The 15,579-nt window shown below is 61.1% G+C and carries 12 protein-coding genes; 2 read left to right on the top strand and 10 right to left on the bottom strand.

What is annotated here, in order from left to right; all coding sequences use genetic code 11:
* Positions 1 to 47: 47 nt before the first annotated feature.
* Genes secF through yajC form a run of 3 tightly spaced genes read right to left on the bottom strand, consistent with a single transcriptional unit; the run spans position 48 to position 3,104 of the window.
* Complete coding sequence (gene secF / locus JQ627_RS07700) at positions 48 to 1,067, bottom strand: protein translocase subunit SecF (protein WP_212483604.1); 1,020 nt, start codon at positions 1,065 to 1,067, stop codon at positions 48 to 50.
* Between the two features lie 10 nt (positions 1,068 to 1,077).
* Positions 1,078 to 2,682 carry a protein translocase subunit SecD gene (secD, locus tag JQ627_RS07695; RefSeq protein ID WP_212483603.1) on the bottom strand — a complete coding sequence of 535 codons (1,605 nt, stop codon included), beginning with the start codon at positions 2,680 to 2,682 and terminating at the stop codon, positions 1,078 to 1,080.
* 47 nt (positions 2,683 to 2,729) lie between these two features.
* Complete coding sequence (gene yajC, locus JQ627_RS07690; RefSeq protein WP_014495068.1) at positions 2,730 to 3,104, bottom strand: preprotein translocase subunit YajC; 375 nt, start codon at positions 3,102 to 3,104, stop codon at positions 2,730 to 2,732.
* A 181-nt stretch (positions 3,105 to 3,285) separates the two neighbouring features.
* Here yajC and JQ627_RS07685 point away from each other — a divergent pair, with 181 nt between their 5' ends.
* On the top strand, positions 3,286 to 4,278 hold the full coding sequence (locus JQ627_RS07685; protein WP_212483602.1) for an ATP-binding protein: 993 nt from the start codon (positions 3,286 to 3,288) through the stop codon (positions 4,276 to 4,278).
* 270 nt (positions 4,279 to 4,548) lie between these two features.
* On the opposite strand, the gene JQ627_RS07680 is transcribed toward JQ627_RS07685, so the two are convergent.
* The gene (locus tag JQ627_RS07680; RefSeq protein ID WP_212484081.1) at positions 4,549 to 5,565 is read right to left on the bottom strand and encodes a transporter; all 1,017 of its coding nucleotides are present in this window, start codon (positions 5,563 to 5,565) and stop codon (positions 4,549 to 4,551) included.
* 843 nt (positions 5,566 to 6,408) lie between these two features.
* On the opposite strand from JQ627_RS07680, the gene JQ627_RS07675 reads away from it, so the two are divergent.
* Positions 6,409 to 7,848, top strand: a complete 1,440-nt coding sequence (locus JQ627_RS07675) for a porin family protein (protein ID WP_312015739.1) — start codon at positions 6,409 to 6,411, stop codon at positions 7,846 to 7,848.
* Positions 7,849 to 8,054: 206 nt separating this feature from the next.
* Here the strand turns inward: JQ627_RS07675 and JQ627_RS07670 are convergent, their stop codons facing one another.
* From JQ627_RS07670 to JQ627_RS07645, 6 genes are all read right to left on the bottom strand, one after another.
* Positions 8,055 to 8,708: a MarC family protein gene (locus JQ627_RS07670; RefSeq protein ID WP_212483601.1), complete on the bottom strand. Its 654-nt coding sequence runs from the start codon at positions 8,706 to 8,708 to the stop codon at positions 8,055 to 8,057.
* Between the two features lie 12 nt (positions 8,709 to 8,720).
* The gene (locus JQ627_RS07665; RefSeq protein ID WP_212483599.1) at positions 8,721 to 9,530 is read right to left on the bottom strand and encodes an MIP/aquaporin family protein; all 810 of its coding nucleotides are present in this window, start codon (positions 9,528 to 9,530) and stop codon (positions 8,721 to 8,723) included.
* 115 nt (positions 9,531 to 9,645) lie between these two features.
* Positions 9,646 to 10,266, bottom strand: coding sequence for a ParB-like protein (locus tag JQ627_RS07660; protein ID WP_212483597.1), 621 nt, complete (start codon positions 10,264 to 10,266; stop codon positions 9,646 to 9,648).
* A gap of 440 nt (positions 10,267 to 10,706) precedes the next feature.
* Complete coding sequence (locus JQ627_RS07655; protein ID WP_212483595.1) at positions 10,707 to 11,744, bottom strand: HAD family phosphatase; 1,038 nt, start codon at positions 11,742 to 11,744, stop codon at positions 10,707 to 10,709.
* Between the two features lie 75 nt (positions 11,745 to 11,819).
* Entirely contained in the window at positions 11,820 to 13,529 is a 1,710-nt protein-coding gene (locus tag JQ627_RS07650) for an arylsulfatase (RefSeq protein ID WP_212483593.1), read from the bottom strand.
* A gap of 150 nt (positions 13,530 to 13,679) precedes the next feature.
* Positions 13,680 to 15,401: an arylsulfatase gene (locus JQ627_RS07645; protein ID WP_212484079.1), complete on the bottom strand. Its 1,722-nt coding sequence runs from the start codon at positions 15,399 to 15,401 to the stop codon at positions 13,680 to 13,682.
* Positions 15,402 to 15,579 lie beyond the last annotated feature (178 nt).

The following is a 15,579-nucleotide window of genomic DNA, read 5'->3' as shown; positions in this document are numbered from 1 at the left end:
ATGAGCTTACTGCCCCCGCAAACGCATGCGGGGGCATGCGGTTCGGATCATGCCTTGTTTTTCTTCGCCGGCGTAGCCGTATCGGGCGCATCTTCGCGATGCTCGCCGACGCCGAGATAGATCAGGATCGGGGCCGCGATGAAGATCGAGGTATAGGTGCCGACCAGCACCACGCCGAACATCATCACGGCGGTGAAGCTGTGGATGGCGTGGCCACCGAACAGCAGCAGAGCCAGCAGTGCCAGCGTCACGGTGAAGTGAGTGATGATCGAGCGCGACAGCGTCGAATTGATGGATTCGTTGAGCAGCTGCGGCATCGGCATCTTCTTGTAGCGACGCAGCATTTCGCGGATACGGTCGTAGATGACCACGGTGTCGTTGAGCGAATAGCCCAGAATGGTCAGAAGCGCGGCAATGCTGGTCAGGTCGAAATCGACCTGGCTGATCGACATGAAGCCGATCGTCAGCACGATGTCGTGCACGTTGGCGATCATGGCGCCGAGCGCGAACTGCCATTCGAACCGGAACCAGAGGTAGATCAGGATCGCGATGATCGCGAGCATCAGGCCGAGCATGCCGTAGGCCAGCAGCTCGCCGGCGACGCGCGGACCGAGCACCTCGACGCGGCGGTACTCGATGGAATCGCCGAGAGCGGTGCGGACCTTCTGCACGGCATCCTGCTGCGCCTTGTCGCCGCCGGGCTGCTCGGCAACGCGGATCAACACGTTCTCGGGGCCGCCGAACTGCTGCAGCTGGATTTCGCCAAGACGCAAGCCATCCAGCGTCGTGCGCATCGCCGCGATGTCGGCGGCGCCGGACTTGGCCCGCACCTCCAGCAGCGTGCCGCCCTTGAAGTCGATACCGAGGTTCAGGCCGTGGGTGAAGAACAGCGTGATGGCGACGATCGACAGCGCCGCCGAGATCGGGAAGCTGATCCGGCGGAAGCGCGTGAAGTCGAAATGGGTGTTGTCCGGGACGATGCGCAGAGACGGCAGCCAGCCGAACACCGAGACCACGGTGAGGATGGCAATGAGGACGCCGAGCCCGATGAGAACGGTGTGATTCACGATCAGGCTCCTAGATCGGCACGCTCTGCGGCCGCTTCCACCGCACCCACCAGGCGACGATCAGCCGGGTCAGGGTGAAGGCGGTGAACACCGTGGTGATGATGCCGATGCCGAGCGTCACGGCGAAGCCGCGCACCGGGCCGGTGCCGATGTAGAACAGCACGGCGGCGGCAATGAAGGTGGTGATGTTGGAATCGAGGATGGTCGCGAGCGCCCGCTTGAAGCCGGCGTCGATCGCCGAGATCGCATTGCGGCCGCCGCGCAGCTCCTCGCGGATGCGCTCGTAGATGAGCACGTTGGAATCGACCGCGATGCCGACGGTGAGCACGATGCCGGCGATGCCGGGCAGCGTCAGCGTGGCGTTGAGCAGCGACAGCAGGCCGAAGATCATGGCGACGTTGATGGCCACCGCGATGTTCGCGAACACGCCGAACAGCCGATAGGTCACCAGCATGAAGATGATGACGAGGATCGAGCCGACATAGGCCGCAAGCTCACCCTTTTCGATCGAATCCTGACCGAGGCCCGGACCGACGGTGCGCTCCTCAACCACGGTGAGCGGCGCCGGCAGCGCGCCGGCGCGCAAGAGGATCGCGAGATCGTTGGCCGATTGCACCGTGAAATTGCCGGAGATCTGGCCCTGGCCACCGGTGATGGGCTCGCGGATGACGGGCGCCGAGATCACCTTGTTGTCGAGCACGATCGCGAAGGGCAGTCCCACGTTCTCTTGCGTGGCCTGCGAGAACTTGCGTGCGCCGGACGTATTGAACTTGAAGCTGACGACCGGCTCACCCGTACGCTGGTCGAAGCTCGCCTGGGCGTCGGTCAGATCGCCACCAGCCACCAGCACCTGCTTCTTGACCACATAGGGCGTCGGCGGCGGCGAGGCGCTCATCAGCAGCTCGGATTCCGGCGGCAACCGCCCCTGCTGCGCCTGATCCGGCGGCACGGAGGTGTCGACCATGCGGAATTCCATCTTCGCGGTCTTGCCCAGCAACTCCTTCAGGCGGGTCGGATCCTGAAGACCGGGGACCTGCACCAGGATGCGGTCGTTGCCCTGGCGCTGGATGACGGGCTCGACGGTGCCGAGCTCGTTGACGCGGCGCTCGACGATCTGGATCGACTGCTCGATGGTCTTGCGCATACGGTCGAGCATCGCGGCCTGCGGGATCGTCAGGCGGATCACGCCGCCGCCGGCATCGGTCACCTCAAGGTCGCGCTGACCGCTGGATCCCATCAGTCCGCCCAGGGGCTGGGACAGCTCTCGCAGCTTGGCGAGCGCCGGCTGCACGTCGGATTCCTTGGTGATGCGAACCTCGGCCGCGTCGTTGCGCACGGTGACGCCGCCAGTGAAGCCGATCTTGGCATCGCGCAGCGTGCGCCGAACGTCGTCACGAACCTGGTCCAGCCGTTCCTTCTTCACATAGGCGGAATCGACCTCGAGCAGCAGATATGAGCCGCCCTGGAGGTCGAGGCCGAGCACGAGCCGGCGCTGCGCCCAGGCGGGCCAGGTCTTGACCTGCGCTTCGGGGAAGAAGTTCGGCACCGCGCAGAGGCACACGATCAGCGCCGTCAGGATAATCCCGAGCGCCTTCCACCGCGTGAAATACAACATCGACTGGACCTGTCAGATCGGGAGACTTGAGATGCTCGCGGAAGCGCTCACTTCGACGCGGCGTCGTCCTTGGCGGCTTCCTTGCTATCCTTGGATTCCTTCGCCGGCTCGCCCTTGGCGCGCACGCCCGAGATCATCTGGCGCATCTGCCGCACGCGCACGCCGTCGGAAATCTCGAACTCGATCTGGTCGTCGTCGACGACCTTGGTGACCTTGCCGACGAGGCCGCCCGAGGTCACGACGGTGTCGCCGCGGCGGATGTTCTTCACGAGGTCGGCATGGTCGCGGACCTTCTTCTGCTGCGGGCGCAGAATCAGGAAGTACATGATCACGAAGATCAGGGCGAACGGCAGCAGCGACATCAACATGCTGTTGGTGTCGCCAGCGCCCGCGGCCTGGGCATACGCAGGGGTAATCAGCATTCGGACGATCCTCGTGGAAACGGGGGAAAGCCGGTCAGGCCCTCGAAGGCGACCGGTTCGGTCAAATTCGCGCGGACTATAGCGGCCATTGCCCCAATTGCAACGCTGCCAGACCGTCGATTTGGCCACCTTGCGGCGCGCCGTCAGGCCCGATAAGGCTGCGTTCTCAGGAACTTCGGACATGCCCAGAAAACCAAGCAAAAGCCCGGCCGGCAAAGGCCCCCGTACCCCTGCCAGGATGCCTGCCCTCGTCGCGGCAAAACGTCCCAAGGTAGCCTCCAAGGCACTCCCCAAGGCAGCCCCCGACCTCTCCCAGGATCGCATCGTCCGCGCGCTGGAGGCCATTGCGGCGCACCTGTCCACCCAGGGGAAGCCGGCCGCAGCGCCCGAATCATTCGAGCGGGCGGATGCCTTTGTCTGGCACCCGGACGGCCGCCTTTCGGCGGTGCCGCGGGTCAGCCGCGTCGAGCTGTTCCTGCTGAAGGGCGTCGACCGGATGCGCGACATCCTGATGGAGAACACCGAGCGTTTCGCAGGCGGCCTGCCGGCCAACAATGCCCTGCTCTGGGGCGCGCGCGGCATGGGCAAGTCGTCGCTGGTGAAGGCGGCGCATGCCAGCATCAACGCGGCGCGCAAACCGGCCGACAAGCTGAAGCTGATCGAGATCCACCGCGAGGACATCGAGAGCCTGCCGGCACTGATGGACCAGCTCCGGTCGTCGTCCTTCCGCTTCATCGTGTTCATCGACGATCTTTCCTTCGACGGCAATGATGCGTCCTACAAATCGCTCAAGGCCGTGCTCGAAGGCGGCATCGAAGGCCGGCCCGACAACGTCATCCTCTACGCCACCTCAAACCGCCGGCATCTGCTGGCGCGCGAGATGATCGAGAACGAACGCTCGACCGCGATCAATCCCGGCGAAGCGGTCGAGGAGAAGGTCTCGCTGTCGGATCGCTTCGGCCTGTGGCTCGGCTTCCACCGCTGCAGCCAGGACGAATATCTCGCCATGGTGCGGGGTTATTGCGGCCATTTCGGCATTGAGGTCGACGACGAGGCGCTGGAGCGCGAGGCGCTGGAATGGTCGACCACGCGCGGCTCCCGCTCGGGCCGCGTCGCCTGGCAGTTCGTGCAGGAGCTCGCGGGGCGGCTCGGCGTGAAGCTGACGGCGAAGTAGCTGGGATCGCAACCCGGCTAGGTGCCGCCCTTCGCCGAAGGGCGCGTGCCTTGCTTTGTCACCATGTGCCGGGTCGGCCTGACGGTACTTTCGGGCGCGGCGGGCGAGATCGCAAAGGAATCGCGCGCGAAGGCGACGCCTGCTACGCGCCGGCACTACGGCCTCTGTGGTGGTTCACCGGAGCGAGCTTCGACGGGGCCCAGGTGCCACCGGTTGCCCGCGTGTTGCAAAGAATGATCAGCAAACTGACAGGCCGCAGCTTGATTGCTGCTAGTATTTTCTGACGATGGGCTTTGTCGTCGGAGGTGCTCCGGGCGCGGGCGGCGAGATAGAGAAAGTGACCCAGGTATTCCAGCCTGATGGCCGGTTTTCCGCAGCGAACTCGCCGTAAGCTTTCAAATTGAGATAGCCCTGCATGTCGCCGACCGGAAACAGGAATCCAATCTGGGGGCCGATGCCGACCACTTGGGACTGGAAGCAGCCGACACGGTCACCTGAACCGCTGTCGCAGCCGAGCTCCTTGTAGACATAGCCCACGAGGCCAACCATGACCTGCTTCGACAGGAATTGCGATGCACCCCAGTCGAAGTGCATGTCGACGCCATTCTGATACTGCGTTGCAGTGTTCTTGAAATTGTAGGTGAAGCCGAGCACGCCGGAGAATTCGTGGCCGGTCTGCGGATTGAAATAGGTGTAGCCGCCGCCGACGTCGATCGCGCTGTGTCCGATGCCGATATTCGACAGGCGATCGGATTGGTAAGCGCCAACCGGGATGTCGCCCATGATATAGGTCATGTAGTTGTGGACCCCGGCGTTCCAACGCAATTGGAATACCGGCGCGACATCCCCAAAGCCCCATGTGGTGTCACTGATGGTGTCGGACCGCGCGAAGGGGACGCTGTTGCCGAACGGGCCCGTGAGCACGCCTGACAAGGTTCCCGCCAGGCTGGTGCCGACGACGCCGTAGGCTGCCAGGAGGGACACCGACGCCTGGCCGCCGAGAACCGGCGTCGCGAATACATAGGTTGGGATCACAAAGCCAAGATCGCCCGTGGCGTTGACGTTCAAATTCAGTTTTGCGTCGAGGGTAACATTGGCCGGAACCCTGTTGAGCGTGAACTCGCGCGCACGCGCGACGTCGGCGCCGGCGGAGACAGAGGTGTGATAGTAGATGTTTGCCAGCGACCAACCCGGCTGCTGCGGCGTGGCCGCCAGACTTCCAAAGAACCCGGGGACCCAGAAGCTGACGCCGCCTTCATCGGCCGACGCACAATTGGAAAAAAACATGATCGACGGCGCCAAGACGAATGCAGCAACGCCAAGTCTGCGTCGACGTGCTGATTTCGGTCGCTCACTCTGCCCCGCAGCCAGTGCAATGCTCCCTGTCATGTCGTGCCTCGTAAGAAGTGTCGCCTCCGAATGCAATTCGGCGACAGCGTACCCCCGAGGCGACCGGGGCTCATCATGTAAAATTCAACGGGGATAGATCTGTCGCAAGAAAGATCAAGGCTGCGACCAAAGAGCCACATTCGGTAACCCAAGTCCGATCGGGTGGCACGGCAGGCTTCCTGCAACCCTCACATAGCTGGAAATGTTGAGTATGCAGTTTGTGCCACCGATTCTATTTTCGCCCCCACCGAAAAAAAGCAAGCTCGCGTTGCCGTTCGCCGGCGTCGCTTGCTGCAACGCGATGCCAGCCGTTGTTAGGTCGCATAGTGAGCCTCGCGACTGCTTATTGGTAATCGAGTGTGACCAAGAGCAAAGTTGCCAGACGATGAGCCTCAAGCTCACGCTCGTGGGCGTCGTTCTGGCGTCAGGCTTCCACGCACCTGTGGCCGCTCGTCCATTCGAGGATGCCGTCGATGCTCGGTGCTGAAGACCGCCATGGGCAAAACTTCCAATGCTTCACTGCCAGATCGCCCAGCGCGTTCTCACAGGAGACGATCGCAAAGTCAGACAACAATGTTCACTTAAAGAACAGCGGCGCGAAGACCCTCAATTTCGTTGTTGCCGAAATGTCACCTGCGTCGACATACCAAGCCAGGCTTGATTCAGATCAAACAAGTTGATTGGTCAGATACCTTCTTGGTCATATGTTTGCGAGTTGTGGCCGACCTTGAGGAGGCGACAGTGCAGAAAGTTTTCCTCATTTGGATCGCGGCAGGATTGTTGAGCGGACCCGCGCTTGCGTCCGACCTGCCCGTCAAAGCGCCGATATACAAAGCGCCAATCGCGGCACCGTTGTATAATTGGGGAGGGTTTTATGTTGGTGCCAATTTCGGTGGGGGATGGTCCAACGGCAGCCTGAACATTCCCGGCAACAATCTGTATGGCGGTCTGACCGAATTCGTTGGAGGCGTGCAGGCAGGCTATAACTTCCAGGCCGGTCACTTTCTGTTTGGTGTCGAAGGTGAGTTCGATGGAGCCGACTTCGGTCATCCGGTCCCTCCTGCTCCGACATTAGGCTTTGTAGACCAGCACTGGATCGGCACCGCGGCGGGCCGTGTCGGCCTCGTGGAAGATCGATGGCTCGTATTCGCCAAGCTTGGCGGCGGCTGGGTCAACAGCAGCGCGACTTTGAATCTTCCCGGCGCCGCCTGGAACGGGACCAGCACGAACACCGGCTGGTTGGCGGGCGCTGGCATCGAATACGGCTTCAAGTCGCATTGGACCGTCAAACTCGAATACGATTATCTTGGGCTATCGAACTGGCGTTCTCCCACCCTCCCCTCGGTCGCGTTGAACCGCGACCTTCAAATGGTCAAAGCTGGCATCAACTATAAATTCGAAAGCGGCCTTCCCGCGGAGGTCGAGGCGCCGAAGCATTCCCACGAGCCTTCAGACGACGAAGATCTACAGAAGAAATCACAAAACCCGATCGCGGATTTGGTCAGCGTGCCGTTTCAGAGCAACACCAATTTCAATACCGGACCATTCAATCGCACCCAGGAAGTACTCAACATTCAACCCGTCGTGCCCATGCATTTAAACGATGACTGGAACGTAATCTCACGTACCATCATTCCGTTGGTGAGCCAGCCGAGTCCTTTCTTCGACAGCAACACCAACGGGATTGGTGACATTACTCAATCGTTGTTCTTGTCCCCAGTGCACCCCGGGCCGCTGATCTGGGGCGTGGGACCAGTCTTCACCGTTCCGTCCGCAAACGATCCCATCCTCGGAACCGGCAAATTCTTGGTCGGTCCAACGGCCGTGTTAGTGGTCACGCCGCCACATTGGGTGATCGGTGTATTGCTCAATAACCAGTGGTCGGTCGGCGGCAATCCACTGCGACCGCCCGTCAACGCCTTCCTCGCCCAGCCCTTCGCCAACTACAACATGCCGCACGGCTGGTACCTGAACACATCACCCATCATCACCGCGGATTGGCTCGCGGCGTCGGGGGAGCGGTGGACAGTGCCGGTCGGCGGCGGTATCGGTCGGGTTTTCAGAGTGGGTGATCAACCGGTCAACGCATCGATTCAAGCCTATTACAACGTGATACGTCCGACTGGCGCTCCGGCCTGGTCGCTACGAACTACTGTCGCATTGCTGTTCCCGGTTAAATGACGTGGCGGCCTGACGCACAACGAGGCGTGTGTCCCGGTGTCCGAAGTGGATGATCGCGTCCTTTGTACTGTGGGCCGACAACTTCCCGACGCCGCGTAATGCGGTCCACCTCGGACTCGGTTCGGTTCAGAACAAATCTCCGATTGGCAGAATACATCCGCGGTCAAGATCGCCCCGGAATTTGCGTGGCGCCACCAACAGCTAGTTCAACGCAGAATCGTCATACCATGTGTCTGCAATGCCTCGATGATACCGTCGAAGATCAGCGCAACGCCCATCGCAGAGACGAAGAAGCCAACTATTCGGGTGATAGCATCGATCCCCATTGCGCCGAGCTTGTCGAAAAGTTTCCCGGCATATGCCAGACACAGGTAGGTGACGACCATCGTCGCGAAAATAGCCGCGACGATCGCTACGAAAGAGGCCAGTTCCGCTGATGATCGCTTAATCGTGGCAGTCATGCCGAGGATGGTGGCGATAGCGCCTGGTCCGCACATGAGCGGCATCGCAAGCGGCACGAAAGCAATGTTACCGCTCTGATCCGCGCCGCTGGCCGGAATCACGCCACCGGAAGCGGATGGTGAAAATAGTTCAAAGCCGATCTTCATCAGGATGATCCCGCCGACGATGCGGACCATGCTCAGCGGCACGCCGAACAAGCGTAGGATCAGCGTTCCGAAGATCAAGAAAAAGAGAGATAGAAGCAGCGCATAGAGGCAAGCTTTCCATGCCACCTTGCGATGTGTGGCGGCGTCCTTGCCTTCCAGCATCTTCAGATAGACCGGCAGGACCTCGAACGGATTTATTATCGCGAGCAAAGTCGCGAACGTACCCACGAACAGCGAAAGTTCATGACTCATTATGCCTGCGCCTCACCCCTTCTCCGGGTGCTCGACTTCGGTGAAAAGGCTCCCTTGCGCCGCACCTGAGCCTGCGCGGCCGCCGCCGGCACCGCGGAGCACCCATGCTGCACCCACTGCGAGAACTGCACCCGCGAGTGGACCTGCGACATACACCCAGTAGCTCGTGAAGTCGGTCGCGATTAAGTTCGGACCGAACGTCCGCGCGGGGTTCATCGACGCTCCCGAGATAGGGCTTCCCCAAAGCCCGGCGAGCGCAATGTACGCGCCGACACCGATCGCGCCGAAGATCCCGATGTTCTGGGCGCCGGAGGCCGTACCGAGAATGACACTGACGAGACCGAGGGTCAGCACGGCCTCCATCAGGAACGCCTCGGACGAGGAGTATCCCGGGGCGGGATAGTTCGACCCGTAGTTGGCCGGCACGTTGATCACCGCGTGCAGGAACAGAGCCGCGAGCGTCGCGCCGATCAACTGCACGGCGATGTATCCCGGCACACGACGCCACGGGAAGTCGCCACGCAGCGAGAACGCGATACTGACCGCGGGATTGAGGTGAGCGCCGGACACCTTGCCCATGAAGAGGATGATTGCCATCACCATCAGACCGGGTGCGACGACCGCAGCGGCACGGCTGATCGTGCCGGGAAAGGCCTGCCCCATCATGCCGCCACCGGCGGCCACGAGGACGAGGAAGAACGTTCCGAGCAGCTCCGAGAAGAGGCGGCGCCACTCTTGGCTCGGATCGTGGAAGTCGTTTAGCGACGCGACAAGCTCGTGATCCAGATGGCTCAGTGTTCTGTCGGCCTCTGCTTGCGCCATGAGCTACTCTTTCCTCTGGTCGATGCCGCTGTCTGTTAGCCTCTCGCACCAAACCTGCACGGCTCGTCGGGTCATCAGTGCGCTTGCGGATTTCGCGCGCTGGATAAGCATGCCTTCAATCCTCCAAGACGGGACCACACCAGCCGGGCAGGTAGCTCGCCTCCTCTTTTTTGGCCAATTGCAGGGCTTGCTCGAGGGCTTCCTCGAAGTGGGTTTCAACGGTTTTACGCTTGACCTGTCGACGCAAAAAATCCGCCCACAAGAACTCGCTGAACGGCGTCGTGTCCTTGGCGTACCCGCCGGCGCGCCGCAGTTCGCCCGCCAACGAGCGGAACGGATCGTCAACAAGCCCGGCCACGGTCTTCGGCAAATCCTTGTAAGGGCGCAGACGGCCCTCGTCGTCGTACGAATGCATCCAGCTGTGATTGTCCAGGACGAACCAGAACGAATCGGGCTCCAGCGTCCTGAGGTTTTTCACCACGGTAACCAATACCTCTTCGACCCCTTCTTCATGGAGCGCACGCGCCAGGTGGTGATGATCGATGACGTAGTGGCGGTCCTTCGGGCCAAGCACGACCGGGATCATGTGCTTGCCCAAGAACTCGGCTCCTTTGTTTTTACTCTCGTCACGCCAGCGCTTGCGCTTCTCCTTGACCTCCCGAAGGCCGACCGTCATCTGGGTCGGGCGCAGGTCTGCGATCGCAACGGGCTTGAGAATGGGTTCACGGTCCGACATCGTGCAGACTTCTTTGATCACTAGTCCGGAAATGTTCGCTTTTAGAAGTCGTCGCCTCGTCAGCAACCGACCACGAGGCCAGCGGCGTCCGGTCGGTCACGATCACCGGACATTCTCAGCGCCCGTCGACAAAGCCCGCCTTTATAATAGCGACCCTTCGTTGTGCTCACGGTGGACTATTCCATTGATCTGGATCAACGGTCGGCCAAGACTCTTGGCGCACGCCCGCCACCGACCGTGGCGCCGCCCAAGGGGGGTGCCCAACGTCCTGCTGATGTCCTCCTTGCGTTAACAGCGGATGTCCGCGCCTCGAACGCGCTGCCGCAGGCGACAAAGATGGTCGGTGTGTGCAAGTCCGGAATGCGTTGGGTGCCTCTTGCCGGTAGCGATGTCCAAGGGCTATGGCCGTCCAGATGGCACTTATGGGTCCTTAGAGGATGTCAGTCGAAGGCAAAGATGCGCTTCCAGTCCTTCTTCATGTCGACCACCGTCCACTTGTTGACCGCCGCGGCGTCGAGCGCGACGTCGAGTTTCCCGAAATGCGAGTCGCGATCGTAGGCATATTCACGTTCCGCATCGGTATGGTGGACGATCAGACCGAACCGCGCACCGCTCGCGCCGAGCGTCGTCCATTGCAGCATTTCGAGATCGCCGTCGGAGTTGCCGAATGCGGCGATCGGACGCCGGCCAATGTGGCTATTGATCCCGATCGGCTTGCCGGCCTTATCGTCGATAAAATTGATGTCGGGCAGCCGGAAGAGCGTTGGCGCACCGTCCTTGATCTCAAATCGGGTCTTGATCGACGATCCGACAACCTGCTCCGGCGGTATTCCGTAGATCCGCTCGGTCCAGGGCCGCATGAATTCGATGCCGCCGCCTGACACAATGAAGGTCTTGAAGCCGCTGGCCCGGAGATAGGCGAGCAGTTCGAGCATCGGCTGATAGACCAGTTCGGTATACGGCCGCTTGAAGCGGTGATCGCGCGCGGTCGCCAGCCAATCCGTGACAATCTTCTCGAACTCCGCCGTGGTCATGCCAGCATGCGTCACCGCAATCAGTTCGACCAATCCCTTTTCGCCGGATGCCATCACCGCCTTCAGATCACCGTCCAGCACCCCCGCGAACGGTTGCTTGGTCTTCCATTCCGGATTCATTGGCGCCATAGCCTTTACGCGGTCAAGTACGAAGGCCAGTTGCACATACATCGGCTGTTCGATCCAAAGCGTCCCGTCGTTGTCGAAGGTCGCGATGCGTTGAGCGGGCGGCACGAAATAGGGCCCACTGTTCTCTGTGACCCGTGCGACGAAGTCGAGGATTGACGATTTGGTCGCGCCGTCGTTCCAGGAGGGAAGCGGATCGCGCTGCACTTGAGCCTCCGCCGTGGTCGAGCGAAGCGAGGCAGAGAGCAACGGAAGTATCGCTAGCGACGAGAGAAGGATGCGGCGATCGATAGCAGGAAAACGGATGATCGGCTTCATGTCGATTCCCTCCCCATTGCCCAGCGGGCGCACGGAAATTCGGCGCGCCCGCCATAACAGTCGAAGCCCTGGCGACTACCTACTTACTGCCGCCCGGGCCGCCTCGATTTTCGCCTTCACGGCATCGAGGTTGAAGCTCGCGCCCTTTTGCATCGGCGGAAACTCAATCGCTGTCATCGCCAGCTTTTCCACCTGCTGCTGAACAAACACAAAGCGCCAGAATTCGTATTTGAACCAGTCGAAATATTGCTGCGCGCCTTCCTTCGACCCACTATCGGGCCAGCCGGTGCGCTCGAACGGATCGAGGCGAAGGTTGGTCAGGTACGGCACGTCAACCTTGGTTTTTTCGCCAAGCCAGCCTCTAGGCTGGTCGATGAAGCGATACTTGAAGTCGTCGATGCGCACGGCACCGAGCTCGCTCTCTCCGAAGTAAAAGATTTCGTGCCGGTTCGACGGCCCCTTGCCGGTAATCATGTCCATCTGGTTATAGCCGTCCAGATAACACTTATAGGTCGTGTCACCGATCTGTTTGCCCTTCTGCAGTTCGTCTGCAATGTTCGGGTTGCCGGCGGCCGCCAGCAAGGTCGGAAACCAGTCCAGACCGGAAATGATGCCGTTCTCGACCTTGCCGGCCGGCACCTTGCCCGGCCAACGGATCATGCAGGGCACGCGGAAGCCACCTTCCATGACGGTGCCTTTGCTCTGCGCGAACGGCGTCTGTCCGCCGTCGGGCCACGTGAAGACCTCGGTGCCGTTGTCGGTGGTGAAGACCACGATGGTGTTGTCGTCCACACCCATATCCTTGAGCTTCTGCATCACGATGCCGACGTCGTCATCGAGCTGCGCCATGCCGGCTTCATGTATCGACCAGCCGTTCTTGGAGTTGCGCGTCGCCTCGTACTTTGGTGAAAGATGCGTGACGATGTGCATCCGGGTTGGATTGAGCCACAGGAAGAACGGCTTGTTGTCGGCCTTGGCCTTCTCGATGAACTTGATCGCCAGGTCGCGGATTTCGTCGTCCACGGTCTCCATTCGCTTGGGATAGAGCGTTCCAGCATCCTCGATCTTCTGCTTGCCAACCTTGCCCCAACGCGGGTCCACCGTGGGGTCATCCACGTTGGTCGCATAGGTATGAAGCATGTTGCGTGGACCGACGACGTTCAGCAGATCCTGCGGGTAGTTTGGGTGCGCGGGGTCTTCCATTGCGTCGAGGTGATAGAGGTAACCGAAGAACTCGTCGAAGCCGTGCACCGTCGGCAAGAATTCATTCTTGTCGCCAAGGTGATTCTTGCCAAACTGGCCGGTGGCGTAACCCATTCCTTTTAACGCCGTGGCGATGGTCACGGCCTGCGCGGGTATGCCGATGGCAGCGCCGGCCTGGCCCACAGTGGTCATGCCGGTGCGGATTGGCAATTCACCGGTGATGAAATTGGCGCGACCTGCCGTGCAGCTCGCCTCGGCATAGTAATCGGTGAACAGCATGCCTTCGGCGGCGAGCTTGTCGAGATTGGGCGTCCGGCCGGCCATCAGGCCGCGGTGATAAGCGCCGATATTCCACATGCCGATGTCGTCACCCATGATAAAAACGATATTCGGCCGCTGGCCGGCCGCTGCGGGCGCTGGTGCCGGCTGCTGCGCTTGTGCCGGGGTTGTCAGCCCGACGGCCGAGAGCGCCGAGGCGGCGACGAGCGAACTACCGCTCAATAATAGATCGCGACGCTTCAATCCTCCGCTGGTACTCTCCGCAGTGCTCTCCACTTTCCTCGAGTTCTCATCATTGCTCATGATGTATCCTCCTCAGTAGCAGGGTGGGTACGGGTATTAGCCGCAGGCGGCGCCATAGCAGGACAGGCACCTGCTGCCGCCGCCCCTACCGCGGCCGTCAGCATGGCCCTCTCGACCTGCGCCTTGACGACCTCCCGAGTTGCGAGTGGCTTACTGGCCCTCGCGGTGCTTGATCATCTCGTCGATCTTCTTCTTGACAGCATCGAGGTTGAAGGAAGCCGGGTCCTGCATCGGCGGATAGTCGACCGCCGTCAACGCGAGTTTCTCGACATATTGCTGCACCAGGACGAAGCGCCAGAACTCACGCGCGAAGAACTCGTTAAAATAGCCGGGGGACCCGGTGTTCAGCGACTCGCCACGCATGATTGGCAACCTCTCGAATGGATCCTGGCGGAGATTGGTCAGGCTGGGCATGTCCGTGGTGACCTTTTCGCCGGGCCAGCCGTACGGCTGCGCGAAGAACGTGAACTTCATGTTGTCCAGGCGAACCGCGCCCAGATGCGGGCCGCCGAAGTAAAAAATCTCCTGGCGTTTGGATGGTCCTTTGCCAGTAAGGAGATCCATCTGGTTGTAGCCATCGAGATGATTCTTGTAGGTCCGCTCGCCGAGCTTCACGCCCCTCAGCAACTGAGTGGTGATGTCGGGATTGCCCGCCGCGGCCATCAGGGTGGGGAACCAATCGAGGCCGGAGAAGATTCCGTTCTCCACCGTGCCCGGCTTGATCTGGCCTGGCCACCGGATAATGCAAGGTACGCGGAAGCCGCCTTCCCCGACGGTGCCCTTGGTGTTCTTGAATGGCGTCATGCCGCCATCCGGCCACGTGAATACCTCCGCGCCGTTGTCGGTCGTGAAGATCAAGATGGTGTTGTTGGCCTCGCCGATGTCGTCGAGATGCTTCATCAGTGCGCCGATGCTGTCATCCATCTGCGTCATGCCGGCTTCCTCGAGACCGTAGTTCGTCTGGCTGTTCTGCATCGAGCTGTACTTCTTGGAGAGAAACGTCCAGACGTGCATGCGCGTGGTATTGTGCCAGACGAAGAACGGCTTGCCGTCCCTCTTGGCTTTGGACATGAAGTCAGTGGAAGCCTTGACCAACACCTCGTCGAAGGTCGTCATGTCGTATTTTGGCTTCAGGAACGGCAAGTCGTGCATGTTCGGCACGTTCGACATGTCCGGGAACGGCGGCAGAGGGCCTTCATCGACGATCCTCTGCTTGCCGATTTTGCCCCAACGCGGCATCTCGGTCGAATCCTCGGTGTCGGTGGCATAGCTGTGGATCACGCTGCGCGGGCCGTAGGTGTTGTAGTATTTCTCGTCGATGGGGAACGAGTACCAGTACGGGTCCGACATCGCGTCGAGGTGGTACAGGTATCCGAAGAACTCATCGAAACCGTGCAGGGTCGGGAGATATTTATTGAGGTCACCGAGGTGGTTTTTGCCGAACTGCCCGGTGGCATAGCCTTGTTCCCTCAGGGCAGTGGCGAGCGTCGCCGCCTGTGCCGGGATGCCGACGTCGGCACCGGCCTGGCCCACGGTCGTCAGCCCGGTGCGGATCGGCAACTCGCCAGTGATGAAGTTCGCCCGGCCCGCCGTACAGCTGGCTTCGGCGTAATAGTCGGTGAACATCATGCCTTCAGATGCCAGCTTGTCGAGGTTCGGCGTTTTCCCCGACATGATTCCCCGATGGTAGGCGCCGATGTTGAACCAGCCGACATCGTCACCCATGATGACGACGATGTTCGGCCGCCGACCGGCCGCAGCGGGTGCGGCCGGTTGCTGTTGCGCTTGCGCTGTGGTTGTCAGCCCGACGGCCGAGAGCGCCGAAGCGGCCACAAGCGAACTGCCGCTCAGCAGCAGATCGCGGCGTTTCATTCCACGGCCGGATTGCGGCGCAACGTCGTGGGATTCTTCTGGCGGATGCTTGCTGCTCATCACGTGCTCCTCCCGTTGTAATGCCGTGGCACTGTTCGCTTGATGCATCGGAAGCTGACGTGGCTTGTGGCGTGCCGACCGGCCCGGCGCGGCCTCCTTGATCACTTGCTTGCCATTC

Origin of the sequence: Bradyrhizobium liaoningense (assembly GCF_018130785.1) — a bacterium.
GTDB lineage: Bacteria > Pseudomonadota > Alphaproteobacteria > Rhizobiales > Xanthobacteraceae > Bradyrhizobium > Bradyrhizobium liaoningense_A.
This window is presented reverse-complemented; position numbering and strand designations above follow the sequence as displayed.

Excerpts from the sequence above, each read along its gene's own strand:
- secD (WP_212483603.1), bottom strand. The coding sequence starts at position 2,682 with ATGTTGTATTTCACGCGGTGGAAGGCGCTCGGGATTATCCTGACGGCG.
- yajC (WP_014495068.1), bottom strand. The coding sequence starts at position 3,104 with ATGCTGATTACCCCTGCGTATGCCCAGGCCGCGGGCGCTGGCGACACC.
- JQ627_RS07685 (WP_212483602.1), top strand. The coding sequence starts at position 3,286 with ATGCCCAGAAAACCAAGCAAAAGCCCGGCCGGCAAAGGCCCCCGTACC.
- JQ627_RS07680 (WP_212484081.1), bottom strand. The coding sequence starts at position 5,565 with ATGTTTTTTTCCAATTGTGCGTCGGCCGATGAAGGCGGCGTCAGCTTC.
- JQ627_RS07670 (WP_212483601.1), bottom strand. The coding sequence starts at position 8,708 with ATGAGTCATGAACTTTCGCTGTTCGTGGGTACGTTCGCGACTTTGCTC.
- JQ627_RS07665 (WP_212483599.1), bottom strand. The coding sequence starts at position 9,530 with ATGGCGCAAGCAGAGGCCGACAGAACACTGAGCCATCTGGATCACGAG.
- JQ627_RS07660 (WP_212483597.1), bottom strand. The coding sequence starts at position 10,266 with ATGTCGGACCGTGAACCCATTCTCAAGCCCGTTGCGATCGCAGACCTG.
- JQ627_RS07655 (WP_212483595.1), bottom strand. The coding sequence starts at position 11,744 with ATGAAGCCGATCATCCGTTTTCCTGCTATCGATCGCCGCATCCTTCTC.
- JQ627_RS07650 (WP_212483593.1), bottom strand. The coding sequence starts at position 13,529 with ATGAGCAATGATGAGAACTCGAGGAAAGTGGAGAGCACTGCGGAGAGT.
- JQ627_RS07645 (WP_212484079.1), bottom strand. The coding sequence starts at position 15,401 with ATGAAACGCCGCGATCTGCTGCTGAGCGGCAGTTCGCTTGTGGCCGCT.